Raw genomic sequence first — 11,553 nt, 5'->3', positions numbered from 1 at the left:
CAGCGGCAGGTTGAAAAATCTGGGAAATTATTCTTCCCCTTCCAATGCCTGTTGCCGGCATTTATTTTTCCATTCAAGATCTACTGTACCTTCTTCCAAAGGTTCGAGGTCTGCATTGACCGCAACGCGATTGTCAAACACGAAACAACTGCCTTCCCATAAGGAATTTTCCTGGATGGTTTCAAGATAATTGAGGATGCCGCCTTCCAGATGATAAACCTGTTCAAAGCCCAGCTTCTTAAGATAAGCGGTTGATTTCTCACAACGGATACCGCCAGTACAAAACATGGCTATTTTTTTGTGCTTGTCCTGCATCAGATTATTCTGCACGTATTCAGGAAAATCTCTGAAGTTTAAGGTCTTTGGATTGATTGCGCCTTTAAAACTGCCAAGACTGACTTCATAGTCATTTCGCGTATCAATAGTAAGTACTTCAGGATCCTGAATCAGCTGGTTCCACTCCTCAGGTTTTACGTAAATACCCGCTTGAGTGGCTGCATCGATATCGTCAATTCCGAAGGATACAATTTCCTTGCGTAATTTAACTTTGGACTTGTCGAAGGGATTAGTCTCGTCATAGCTTTTTTTAAAGTGAAGATCATCAAAGCCGGAATAGCTTCTCAAATGTTCAATGAATGCCTCTACCTCATTCTCCAATCCTGCGAATGTACCATTAATGCCCTCGTGGGCGAGAATGATTGTGCCCTTAATGCCATGTTCCACCATTTTATCCAACAAAGGTTCTCTTAGGGTTTCATGGTTGGGTATAGAAACAAATTTGTAAAATGCTGCGACTAAGTATGACTTCATGACTGCTAACCTAAATGTACAATAACGCGTTAATGAGGAGATTGTATCAAATTTAATCTTATCTGTGCTAATGAGGGGCTAATTATTATAAAAAATGCCTGACATGAAAAGGGTTTAATCAGTAGTTTCACCTGTTTCCTAACTGGAAATCATTGGCATATGGCGTTATCATTTTGGAAGTTAAGTATAAAAGGAATCAGCATGCCTTATGTGTTGTGGATATTATTATTCACGGTTTGCCCGATAAGCTGGGCTCTCGAGGATTTCGATCGTCAGCAGATTGAGGAACGGATTAAGCCGGTAGGCAGTGTGGATATTGAGGAGGATGCGGGGAGTGCCTCAACTCAGAAAACGGCACCGGCGGTAGAAAAAGCGGCTGCCAAAAAGCCAGGCCAGGAGACGTTTGAACAATTCTGTTCAGTATGTCATCAGGCAGGTGTTGCCGGGGCTCCCAAACTGCATGACGCCGCCGATTGGAAACCTCGTTTAAGCAAGGGAATCGACGGCTTGACTGCCTCTGCTATCAAAGGTCTTAATGCAATGCCGCCTAAGGGCACATGCCAGTCCTGTACAGAACAGGATATGAAAGAAGCCATTCAATATATGTTGCCGCCATCATGAAACTGATAAACCCTAAACAGCTTCAATATGTATTGCTATTGGTTAGCCTGCTCGTTTTTGGTGCTTCTCTGTACTTTCAATATATAAAAGGTATGGAGCCTTGCCCACTTTGTATTATGCAGCGGATTTGCGTGCTCATTATAGTTTGCATCGGTATTGCTATGTTATTTATCAAGGCCATTTTGCGAGTGCAGAAAATGCAATTGCTGCAGATTGTATTTGCCGGCGCCGGGCTTTTTTTTGCAGGCCGGCAATTATGGCTTCAGTCTTTGCCTGCTGATCAGGTTCCGGCCTGTTTGCCCGGGCTTGATGTGATGGTGAAATATTTCCCACTGAAAGATGTGATGCACGCCCTGTTCTGGGGATCGGGTGATTGTGCTGAAGTGAACTGGCAATGGCTGGGCTTATCAATGCCAGCCTGGTCTGCTCTATATTTTTTATTCATTATTATCGGATCAATGATTATTTATTATCTGAATGAAAAGTCATTATAAAATCAGACTTGCATAAATTCCCAACGATTGACGTATAATGTCGGCAAATTGGAATTTAAATTGAAATAGTGTTTATTCCATTGAAATGCGCTATTGGGAATTGATATAACAGGTTAGATAGTTTTCATGTCAACATTTAATTGTGAAGTAATTGCCAGATATTCCCGCAACAATGCGCGTATTGTTCGCGTGTCCACTCCTCATGGGGAATTTATAAGCCCGGTATTCATGCCGGTAGGCACTCGCGCAGGCGTTAATAACATGATGCCTTTAGAGCTGAAAGAAGCAGGCAGCCAGATTATTTTAGGCGGTAACACCTATCATATGCTTTGTGCTCCGGGTATGGAAGTTATTGAACAGGCGGGCGGCATGCATCCGTTTATGGGTTGGGATGGCCCGATGCTGACAGACAGCGGCGGCTTTCAGGTTTTTAGCCTTTCCAAAAACAAGGAAATCTGTAGTATTGATGAAGAGGGTGCTCATTTTCAATTGCCGGGGGATTCCCGTCTGATTCATATGACACCGGAAATGTCCCTGGAAACCCAGAAAATAATTGGCGCGGATATCATCATGGCCTTTGACCAATGCACACCTGATGCATCCAGCTTTGAAGAAGTACGCCATATTATGGAAAGGACACATCGCTGGCTTTTGCAGTCCATTGATTATCACCAGCAATATCCTGCTTCGCGCTACGGTGCCAGACAGGCGCTTTTCGGGATCATTCAAGGCGGTATTTTCCAGGAGCTGCGCTCTGAAAGTGCAAGGTTTGTAGCCAGTATGGATTTGGACGGTATCGCTATTGGTGGTGAAACCGTGGGTTTCGATATGAAGAAAACAGTCGAGATCATCCAGTGGGTGAGAGAATATCTCCCGGAACATAAACCCCGCTATACAATGGGGGTTGGCATGTCGCCCCAGGATTTGCTCGATGTAGTAGCGGAAGGAATCGATATGTTCGATTGCGTAGCCCCCACCCGTAATGCAAGACATGGAGCCTTATACTCTGGTAAAATTGTTAAAGATGGCCATTGGCTGCGTTTTGCCAGTGAGTATGATAATCATCGGCTGCAAATCAAAAAATCCTGCTTTGCCAATGATCTGGCTCCGATCATGGAAGATTGCCTTTGCTATACCTGCAAAACGCATTCACGAGCTTATCTGCATCATTTGTTTAAACAGAAATCCAATGTTTTCACCGCACTGGCCAGCATTCATAATGTGCATGTCATGCACGAAGTTTGCACGCAAATGCGAAATCTGATTCTTAACGAAACTCGCAATTAAAATTATTTCAACAGGAGATTTCATGATTATTATCAACACATCCAAGGGTGATATTCACTTGCAGTTACACGCAGATACAACCCCTGAGACGGTGGAAAACTTTAAAAATTATGTAAACAGTGGTTTTTACAACGACACCATTTTTCACCGCGTTATCCCAGGCTTTATGATTCAGGGTGGCGGATTAACCGCTGATATGCAACAAAAAAAGACTAACAGCCCGGTCAAGAATGAAGCGAAAACAGCGAAGCTTAACAAGCGCGGTACCATCGCGATGGCAAGAACAATGGATCCCCATTCCGCCACCGCACAGTTCTTCATTAATGTGGTCGATAATGGCTTTCTTGATTTTAAAGCGGAAAATGCCCAGGGTTTTGGTTACTGCGTATTTGGTGAAGTGGTAGAGGGCATGGATGTTGTTGATGAAATTGCCAAGGTGAAAACGGGCAATAAAATGGGTCACTCAGACGTGCCGGTGGAAGAAGTCATTATTCACGGTATACGTGAAGAATAATAATGGAGCTGGGCTGCAAAGCCCGGCCTCTTAGTTCCCTTTTCTTCTTGTCCCCATTATTTCAAACTTAGGCATTTCGATGTGATAAAAAATAGCCAGTAAGCGGGCAGTAAATATGCTCATAAAGGTAGTCACAATATTGATATTGACGGGCACCTTAAAATGCTCCAGACCAATGAAAAGCAAACCCCCAGCCAGCGCAATCATGGCATAGAGTTCTTTTCTTAATACCAGTGGAATATCATTGCATAAAATATCCCGAAGCATCCCCCCGCTGACTCCTGTTAACATACCGCCAATGACCGCTACCAGGGGTGGGAAACCGCTGGCTAAAATTTTCTGTGTTCCAATAATAACAAAAGTGGATAATCCCAGGGCATCGAGGATTAAAAATATTTTCATAATTTTGAGTAAGGGATTCGCGATAAAAATGGTCATAACCGCGCATGCTGCAGTAAAAAGAAGGTATTCAGGATGGGTGACCCAGGTGAGTGGATAGGTGTCAAAGAGTACGTCTCTGACCGTGCCGCCGCCTAAGGCGGTGATACAGGCGATAACAATCACACCAAAAAAATCCATTTTCTTGCGGCCCGCTGACAGAGCGCCAGTAATGGCTTCAATTCCAATACCGATAATAAATAATCCATCAAGCAACATATTTTTCTTAATGCTTAAAAAAAGGGCATGATAGCATTATTTGTGAAGAGTAAGAAATTCATCTACGATATAAGAAAAAATAATAAAATTTAATTATAGGCTCGACAAGTGAAGCAATCCTTAGGTAATCTGGAGCAGGTATGGTAAACGATGAACAGCAGGAACCCGAATTGTTTTTAAATCTAATGGATAGCGACGCACAGCTCAATATCGTCAATCTCGATAGCAAATTAGAGAGCATGGCTGTGGAAGTTCAGCAAAAACTTGCTGTTATAGCGGAAGGTGATGCGCTGGTGCTTCCTCTCCAAACACTTCTGAGTGAAATTGATAAGGCGCGGGAGAGTATCAGGGGATTGGTATCGATGGTGTTGGAGGAAGGCGTGACAAAGGAAAGTTTTCAGCAGCAGAATAAAGAGCAGTTAGAACAATTCAACGATGTCATTCTCCAGGCAGTGAACAATATTGATGCCGTTAAGCAGCGATTTGATGAGATGCAATAGCAGGTATATTGCTCCCTGGATTTTAAATGATTATTGTAGTTAAGGTTGGTACACAAAGCATTCTGACAAACGATGGAACGCCCAACGAGCCTGTCATTCTGCATCTGGTTGAACAAATTGTTCACCTGCAGGAGCAGGAAAATCATGTCATCCTGGTCAGTTCCGGCGCAGTTGGCGCGGGGCGAAAAATAAGTAAAGATTATCTGGCCCGCCAATACGGGCATTCCATTGCTGAAAAACAGGTACTGGCATCGGTTGGTCAGCCTGAACTGATGAAAACCTACTCTTCTCTTTTTGGCAAACATCAACTACTTACAGCACAGCTGCTGTTAACCAAACAGGATTTCCAGACCCGTCAGCATTATTTAAATATTGCCCGGTTAATCAGAGAATTGTTAAATCACCGCAATATTATTCCCATCATTAATGAGAATGACAGTGTAGCGATTCAGGAATTAATGTTTACCGATAATGATGAATTAGCCGGATTAATTGCCGCACAGGTAAATGCTGATAAATTGATTATTCTGAGTAATATTGCAGGTGTTTTTAGTCATCATCCGGACAGTCCTGAGGCGTGTCTTATTTCTGAAATTAAAAACGACAATGATTGGCCAAGAGTTTCCAGTCTCAAAAGCACGATGGGGCGCGGGGGAATGGCTGGTAAGTTGTCCACTGCACGCAAATGTCAAAACTGGGTATCGCCACGCACATTGCCAGTATGGATGAGCCAAATATTCTTTTAAAAATTCTGGCAGGCGAAACTATCGGCACCAGGGTTTTACCACGAAAAAATGCGTCCAACATAAAACGATGGATCGCTTACAATGCGGAAAAGCCGCATGGGGCGATATGCATTAATAAGGGCTTATTTGAGATTTTTAAAGACAATAGTCGAGTGATTAGCCTGCTGCCTGTAGGGATTGAAAGTTGTATTGGCGAATTCAGGAAAGGGGATTTAGTCGAAATTTTATTCGAGCATATGAAAGTCGGCATTGGCATTGCCCGCTATGACGCGAAAAAATTGAAAGAATTTCTGGGCCAAAAGGGCAAGCCCGAATTTATTCATTATGACCATTTACATATTTTTTAGTAATCTGTCATTGATAGTCTAAATGCCGATAAAGTCGCGACACGTAGGGAGGGGATTTAAAATGCAGCAGGATATTATTTCTGAATTAAAAACACTGCGACAGGCAAGCCGAAAACTTTCGGCTTTGAGCGAAGCTAAAATCGACGCGATTCTGCATTCATTGGCTAACACTTTACGGCAATCGATTCCCGAGGTTTTATCTGAAAACCAAAAGGATCTGCTGCAAATGTCCTCCTCGGACCCGCGTTACGATCGATTATTGCTGACTGAGGAACGACTCCACTCTCTGGCTGATGATGTCATCGCGGTAGCTGATTTTCCAAGCCCCTTGCATCAGATCCTTGAGGAGAAACAACGACCGAATGGGTTAAAAATTCAAAAAGTCTCGGTTCCTCTGGGAGTGGTGGCGGTCATTTATGAGGCCAGGCCCAATGTCACTATTGATGTATTTGGCTTATGTTTCAAGTCTGGAAATGCCTGTGTTTTGAAAGGAGGGAAGGAGGCGGAGCATAGCAACCGCATGCTGGTTTCAATTATCAAGAGAGTGCTGCGAGAAAACGAAGTGGACGAAGATGTTGTGTATTTGTTCCCTAATGAACGGGAAGTATTGCCGACTTTGCTCAATGCCAATGACTATATCGATGTATGTATCCCGCGTGGTAGTCAGAGCCTGATTGATTTCGTAAGAGAGCATGCGCGCGTCCCGGTTATTGAAACTGGTGCCGGGATTGTTCACACCTATTTTGATAAAAGTGGTGATTTGGAAAAAGCTGTGCCGGTTATTTACAATGCGAAAACCCGGCGAGTCAGTGTCTGCAATGCACTGGATACACTCATCATTCATGCTGAGCGGCTTTTCGAACTTCCGCAAATTGTTGCAGCAATGGCAAAAAATGAAGTAGAAATTTTTGCGGATTCGCCAAGCTTTGAAAGTCTGCACCCATTTTACCCGGAACACTTGCTTCACAGGGCTGAAGATAAGGATTACGGACAGGAGTTTTTAGATTATAAAATGTCGATTAAAACAGTGGATTCTCCATTAAAGGCCATTGAACATATTAATCGTTACAGTTCAGGTCATAGCGAAGCGATCATTGCCGAAGACTCCGACGTAATAGATCATTTTCTGCAGACGGTGGATGCTGCAGCACTTTACGTCAATACGTCTACCGCTTTTACTGATGGCGGGCAATTTGGTCTGGGTGCGGAAATCGGCATCAGTACGCAAAAGCTGCATGCCCGAGGGCCCATGGGCCTAAATGCCCTGACCAGCTACAAATGGCTGGTCTGGGGAAATGGTCAAATAAGAGCTTAACGGGTGCTAAAAATCGTGATGTGTTTCCTGATCAATAATGGAGAGGGCTTTCACGGTTTCCAATCCGAAGCTCATTGCAAAATCAATGCTTTGTTTAATTTTCTGTTTATCATCAGAAAATGAGGTTTTATCCCCCACAATAGCAAGTATACAGCCGCAAAAAATTGGAATTGGATTGGTTTCTGTACTAATTAATTTAGCACTCATTAATGAACTTAAGGTAAATAGCTGCGCACACTCCATCTCGGTTGCCAGAATACCTGCCAAATGCATGGTTTTCATATACTGATCATTCTCTTCCATGAATGAATAGTGAAACTCACGCGCATACAGCGAGCTTTTAGAATGGACAATACCGAAATGAACAGGGAATTGATGAGCCAGAAGCCTGGCAGCGCGGTGGGCGGCAATCAGGCATTCCATGGAAGCAATCGCCGGATATTCTCTATAAATATAATCCCAGGACGCCTTATCGTCACGAACCGCTGCAGTGGCCACAACAATATCGCCCACATGAATAGTATCCGGTTGCAGTGAGCCCGCAGTACCGATACGAAGCAACCGCCGAGCGCCGAGCATAATGAGTTCATTAATAATAATGTCGGCGCTAGGTCCTCCCATTCCTGTGGAAATGGCTGCGACATCAATCGCCTTGCCCTGGTTTAGTAATTTTCCCATGTAAAAATTATGCTGTCGGGGATGTTTTCTGATAACTACCTCTTCAAATTGCTCACTGAGCTCTCGTGCCCGCTCATCAGAGCCGGTCAGAAAAATGTATCGGCCAATGCCGTTATTACCTGAAAAATCTTCATGGCTTGCATTAATATGCTGCGTTTCAATGAGTGGCATATCCTTACTCTGTCCTCAGAAATCGGTGAATTAATTTCATCCTAGCTTTAGTCTGACTCACTGGCAAGTAAACTGATGAACCGTATCGATTTTTGCTCAAAATAAGTCTATAACTTAGTAATAAAGAGATTGGAGAGGCAGACATGCGCCTGTTAAAACCTTCCGCTGAGCAAGCGAAATCCGGACTGAAAGTGCTCAGAGCGATAATGCTGGCCGATCCTGAAATTAAGGAGTTAACGGAGCTTCAAATCAGAACCCTCGATGCTGCTCAAAAATTCATTACCGATACCCATTTTCCTTTAGAGGAACTCAGCGAGTCGGTTGAACCCGAAGAGCTGGCGCAGCAATTTATTGATCCTGCATTAAGGAAGCAATTTGCTGAGGCAATGGTGGTTGTCTCTACAGTAAATGGAACCCCTAAAGCGGAGCAGGTCGATCTGGTACGAGCTTATACAAAAGCGCTTCAGGTCGATAGCAGTTTAGTGGATGCTCTGCAAAAGCTCGCTAACCAGCACCGAGTTCTTTATGCCTTTGATGTCGTTCGTCATATGTATATTGGTGAAACAATCTCCAAGGCCTGGGCAAAAGAAAAGTTCAAAGGGATTTATAAAATTGTGGGTGGAATGAAGGGTTTTTATCAGGATGCCGAACTCGCTAAAAAATACCATGAATTAAAAGAATTTCCTGATGGTACGCTGGGAAAGGAGTTCTGGCGATTTTATGATGAGCATCAGTTTATATTTCCGGGAGAAAAATACGGCACTCCGGTGATGATGACCTATCATGACATGGCGCATGTTGTTGGTGGTTACGACACGACACCTGCCGGTGAGCTTAAAGTGGCCTCTTTCACAGCCGGATTTAGAAATGTGGGCAGACCCTGGATTTTATTGTTTATTATCAGCCAGTTCCATTTAGGCGTTAAAACCGTTCCCATTGATGTCCCGCGCATGACCGGTAATTTTAATCCGGAGGAGCAATTCCTCGCTTTAAAAAGAGGAAGTCTGATGAACATCGATTTGTTTGATAACTGGGATTACTGGGAAGTAATGGACCAGCCTCTCGAGCAAATTCGCAAGACTTTTAATGTCTTGCCGCAAGAAAAAGTGTTGGAAATTATACAAAGCGAAAACTAAATGGCGTCTTTGCTCTGAAAACTCATGTATTCAATTTGTTTGCTGGCTTCTTAGCTGTTATCATTTCATAATCCTGAAAAAGAGATTGCTCTTAACGCCTGTTATTTCTGCACAGGGGAAATGCTATTTTTTTGCGGCATGCCTCGTTACGGGCCGGGACTTGCTATTAAGTTATATTAAACTGTCATCCCCGCGGAGGCGGGGATCCAGCTCTGAGCTAGCTATAATGCCAGTTGACGAATGGATTCCCGCCTCTGCGGGAATGACAAATTCCTTAACCTTATGGCACCGATGACAGGTCCCCGGTTATCCGGCAACGGGATCGCTGCATTTTCTTTAAGGTTTGACGACATGCCGCCAAGGCGGTTCAATCAATGATAGTATTTATGAAAATAGTTTTACAAATTTTAATAACTTTAATGGTGTTTACTTCCTCTGGTTACACGCAGCGTCAAATAGCGATTACCATCGATGACTTGCCTTTTGTAGGCGAGTATAAAAATTTTCACCTGGACCGGATTATCAAGCTTGTTAAGGATAATGAGATTCCAGTCACGGGCTTCGTAATTGCTGGGAATGTGCGACAGGACAACTGGCCGATGCTTCATAAATTCCGCGATGCGGGATTTGGGGTGGGTAACCACACCATGTCTCACATTAATTTAAATAAGGTGAAGACTGAAAGGTATATCCAGGAGATCGAGGAGGCCGACAAGATATTGGCGCCGGTGCTCACAGAGCCTAAATACTTCCGCTATCCCTATCTGGCGATGGGAAAACAGAAAAAAAAGGAAAAGGTATTGAAATACCTCGCATCGAAGCATTATAAAATTGCTCCGATTACTATTGACAGCAAAGACTTTATATTTAACCAGCGACTTTTATCGGTGCCGCAGGATGACCGAAGAGCCTATTTGGAAGAAGTGAAATATGATTATCTGGAGTTCATCTGGAAGCAGACTTTGATTGCCGAAGAAAATAATCGTTATAACCATAAAACAGATCAGGCACAGATTCTATTAATTCATGCCAATATTTTGAATGCTTATGTGCTGCCCGACATTATTAACCTGTATCGTGAACATGGTTATACCTTCGTCACACTGGACGAAGCCTTGCAAACATTTAACTTTGCACAACCGCAGCAAAAACTGGTAAAGAAAGATAAAACCACGATTGAAAAGTTAATCGACGAATATTTTGAATGGGATTAGATTGATAAGGAGTCAATTTTCATGGACCAGAACACAATTAAATGGGGAATTTTGGGTACAAGTTCTATTTCTCAGCATATGGCAGCGGCTATTGCTGAATCAAGGAATGGACAGGTCATCGCGGTTGCCGGGAGAGACGCGGAGAAGTCTAAAGACTTTGCCAAAGAATTTTTCATTTCCAAACCTTACAATCATTACGCTGATTTACTGACTGATCCGGAGATTGATGCGGTCTACATAGGCTTGCCGAATCATTTGCATAAAGAGTGGGCAGTCAAAAGCCTGGAGGCTGGTAAGCATGTATTGTGTGAAAAACCCCTGGCCCTCAATGAAGAAGAAACGCTCGATATAATGGCCACTGCGCAAATAAAGGGTCTGGTTTGCATGGAGGCCATTATGTATCGTTGTCATCCGCTGATACAGGAAATTAAATCCATTTTGCAGCAGAACCTGATTGGCCATGTTCAATTATTCCAGGCAGTTTACACAGCCAAAATAGCCCATCTGGCTAACCCTGTAGCAGGTGGAGCTATTTTTAATCTGGGTTGTTATCCATTGTCCCTGATCCGCTATTTATCAATGGCTAATGTAGTCAATTTGAAAACAATTGGAATAAGGAATGCGAACCATTCCCATAATGATACTCGCTCATCAGCTATTCTAAGTTTTGACGATCAATCCCTGGCTGCCATCACTGTTTCTGATGACCTGGATATGAGCTGGCAATTTGCTATCTGGGGTACTAAAGGACGACTGGAGATGCTTAGCAATCCCTGGTTCCCGAACAATGGGGAGCAGGTTTTCCGTGTTTATCGGTCTAATGAGGAGAAGCCGCAGGAAATAAAGCTGACAAGTCCATTGTCTGCCTATACCTATCAGATTAATACGATGAATACATTAATTATTGAGCCTTCTGCCAAACTACTGGAACGAGTAACGCTTCAGGAAAGTCTGGAGAATGTCAGATTATTGGATGTGTGGCGAACCCAGGCACTTAGTCTGGCGAGAGAGGAATTGGATTTTTGCTCCTGAGCCTGCGCGCATCTTATAAAAAGGTATCAAT

At 43.4% G+C, this 11,553-nt stretch carries 14 protein-coding genes; 11 read left to right on the top strand and 3 right to left on the bottom strand.

From position 1 onward, the window contains the following. Window positions 1-27: 27 nt before the first annotated feature. Window positions 28-810 carry a rhodanese-related sulfurtransferase gene (locus tag E1O89_RS12800; RefSeq protein ID WP_133140479.1) on the bottom strand — a complete coding sequence of 261 codons (783 nt, stop codon included), beginning with the start codon at window positions 808-810 and terminating at the stop codon, window positions 28-30. A 201-nt stretch (window positions 811-1,011) separates the two neighbouring features. Between E1O89_RS12800 and E1O89_RS12795 the strand changes: the two genes are divergently transcribed. From E1O89_RS12795 to E1O89_RS12780, 4 genes are all read left to right on the top strand, one after another. Beyond that, the gene (locus E1O89_RS12795) at window positions 1,012-1,431 is read left to right on the top strand and encodes a c-type cytochrome (protein WP_133140478.1); all 420 of its coding nucleotides are present in this window, start codon (window positions 1,012-1,014) and stop codon (window positions 1,429-1,431) included. After that, entirely contained in the window at window positions 1,428-1,925 is a 498-nt protein-coding gene (locus E1O89_RS12790; RefSeq protein ID WP_133140477.1) for a disulfide bond formation protein B, read from the top strand. Before E1O89_RS12795 ends, E1O89_RS12790 begins: the two co-directional genes overlap by 4 nt. A 126-nt stretch (window positions 1,926-2,051) precedes the next feature. After that, a complete protein-coding gene (gene tgt / locus E1O89_RS12785; RefSeq protein ID WP_133140476.1) occupies window positions 2,052-3,212 on the top strand; it encodes a tRNA guanosine(34) transglycosylase Tgt in 1,161 nt (386 codons plus the stop codon). A gap of 22 nt (window positions 3,213-3,234) precedes the next feature. Next, a complete protein-coding gene (locus E1O89_RS12780; protein WP_133140475.1) occupies window positions 3,235-3,726 on the top strand; it encodes a peptidylprolyl isomerase in 492 nt (163 codons plus the stop codon). Between the two features lie 30 nt (window positions 3,727-3,756). Here the strand turns inward: E1O89_RS12780 and E1O89_RS12775 are convergent, their stop codons facing one another. Beyond that, window positions 3,757-4,383, bottom strand: coding sequence for a trimeric intracellular cation channel family protein (locus E1O89_RS12775; RefSeq protein WP_133140474.1), 627 nt, complete (start codon window positions 4,381-4,383; stop codon window positions 3,757-3,759). Between the two features lie 140 nt (window positions 4,384-4,523). Here E1O89_RS12775 and E1O89_RS12770 point away from each other — a divergent pair, with 140 nt between their 5' ends. The 4 genes from E1O89_RS12770 to E1O89_RS12760 all read left to right on the top strand — a co-directional run bounded on the left by E1O89_RS12770 (window position 4,524) and on the right by E1O89_RS12760 (window position 7,291). After that, complete coding sequence (locus E1O89_RS12770) at window positions 4,524-4,883, top strand: hypothetical protein (RefSeq protein ID WP_112220528.1); 360 nt, start codon at window positions 4,524-4,526, stop codon at window positions 4,881-4,883. Window positions 4,884-4,909: 26 nt separating this feature from the next. Next, window positions 4,910-5,629 (top strand): glutamate 5-kinase, encoded by a 720-nt coding sequence (proB, locus tag E1O89_RS12765; protein ID WP_262337520.1) that lies wholly within the window; start codon window positions 4,910-4,912, stop codon window positions 5,627-5,629. Then, window positions 5,605-5,976 carry a PUA domain-containing protein gene (locus tag E1O89_RS15685; protein ID WP_262337519.1) on the top strand — a complete coding sequence of 124 codons (372 nt, stop codon included), beginning with the start codon at window positions 5,605-5,607 and terminating at the stop codon, window positions 5,974-5,976. Before proB ends, E1O89_RS15685 begins: the two co-directional genes overlap by 25 nt. Window positions 5,977-6,037: 61 nt before the next feature. Continuing rightward, complete coding sequence (locus E1O89_RS12760; protein ID WP_133140473.1) at window positions 6,038-7,291, top strand: glutamate-5-semialdehyde dehydrogenase; 1,254 nt, start codon at window positions 6,038-6,040, stop codon at window positions 7,289-7,291. Window positions 7,292-7,297: 6 nt separating this feature from the next. On the opposite strand, the gene E1O89_RS12755 is transcribed toward E1O89_RS12760, so the two are convergent. Further along, the gene (locus E1O89_RS12755) at window positions 7,298-8,140 is read right to left on the bottom strand and encodes a nucleoside phosphorylase (protein ID WP_133140472.1); all 843 of its coding nucleotides are present in this window, start codon (window positions 8,138-8,140) and stop codon (window positions 7,298-7,300) included. A 143-nt stretch (window positions 8,141-8,283) separates the two neighbouring features. Here E1O89_RS12755 and E1O89_RS12750 point away from each other — a divergent pair, with 143 nt between their 5' ends. The 3 genes from E1O89_RS12750 to E1O89_RS12740 all read left to right on the top strand — a co-directional run bounded on the left by E1O89_RS12750 (window position 8,284) and on the right by E1O89_RS12740 (window position 11,522). After that, on the top strand, window positions 8,284-9,276 hold the full coding sequence (locus E1O89_RS12750) for a hypothetical protein (protein ID WP_133140471.1): 993 nt from the start codon (window positions 8,284-8,286) through the stop codon (window positions 9,274-9,276). Between the two features lie 386 nt (window positions 9,277-9,662). Next, on the top strand, window positions 9,663-10,490 hold the full coding sequence (locus E1O89_RS12745) for a polysaccharide deacetylase family protein (protein WP_262337518.1): 828 nt from the start codon (window positions 9,663-9,665) through the stop codon (window positions 10,488-10,490). 21 nt (window positions 10,491-10,511) lie between these two features. Further along, a complete protein-coding gene (locus E1O89_RS12740) occupies window positions 10,512-11,522 on the top strand; it encodes a Gfo/Idh/MocA family protein (RefSeq protein WP_133140469.1) in 1,011 nt (336 codons plus the stop codon). Window positions 11,523-11,553 lie beyond the last annotated feature (31 nt).

Source organism: Legionella genomosp. 1, from assembly GCF_900640215.1.
Taxonomy (GTDB): domain Bacteria; phylum Pseudomonadota; class Gammaproteobacteria; order Legionellales; family Legionellaceae; genus Legionella_C; species Legionella_C quinlivanii_A.
Note: the sequence above shows the minus strand (reverse complement) of the source record. Positions and strands in the feature narration are given on the sequence as shown.

Coding starts and splice junctions, on each gene's coding strand:
- E1O89_RS12780 (WP_133140475.1), top strand. CDS start 3,235: ATGATTATTATCAACACATCCAAGGGTGATATTCACTTGCAGTTACAC.
- E1O89_RS12755 (WP_133140472.1), bottom strand. CDS start 8,140: ATGCCACTCATTGAAACGCAGCATATTAATGCAAGCCATGAAGATTTT.
- E1O89_RS12775 (WP_133140474.1), bottom strand. CDS start 4,383: ATGTTGCTTGATGGATTATTTATTATCGGTATTGGAATTGAAGCCATT.
- E1O89_RS15685 (WP_262337519.1), top strand. CDS start 5,605: ATGGATGAGCCAAATATTCTTTTAAAAATTCTGGCAGGCGAAACTATC.
- E1O89_RS12800 (WP_133140479.1), bottom strand. CDS start 810: ATGAAGTCATACTTAGTCGCAGCATTTTACAAATTTGTTTCTATACCC.
- E1O89_RS12740 (WP_133140469.1), top strand. CDS start 10,512: ATGGACCAGAACACAATTAAATGGGGAATTTTGGGTACAAGTTCTATT.
- tgt (WP_133140476.1), top strand. CDS start 2,052: ATGTCAACATTTAATTGTGAAGTAATTGCCAGATATTCCCGCAACAAT.
- E1O89_RS12795 (WP_133140478.1), top strand. CDS start 1,012: ATGCCTTATGTGTTGTGGATATTATTATTCACGGTTTGCCCGATAAGC.
- E1O89_RS12745 (WP_262337518.1), top strand. CDS start 9,663: ATGAAAATAGTTTTACAAATTTTAATAACTTTAATGGTGTTTACTTCC.
- E1O89_RS12750 (WP_133140471.1), top strand. CDS start 8,284: ATGCGCCTGTTAAAACCTTCCGCTGAGCAAGCGAAATCCGGACTGAAA.
- E1O89_RS12770 (WP_112220528.1), top strand. CDS start 4,524: ATGGTAAACGATGAACAGCAGGAACCCGAATTGTTTTTAAATCTAATG.
- proB (WP_262337520.1), top strand. CDS start 4,910: ATGATTATTGTAGTTAAGGTTGGTACACAAAGCATTCTGACAAACGAT.
- E1O89_RS12790 (WP_133140477.1), top strand. CDS start 1,428: ATGAAACTGATAAACCCTAAACAGCTTCAATATGTATTGCTATTGGTT.
- E1O89_RS12760 (WP_133140473.1), top strand. CDS start 6,038: ATGCAGCAGGATATTATTTCTGAATTAAAAACACTGCGACAGGCAAGC.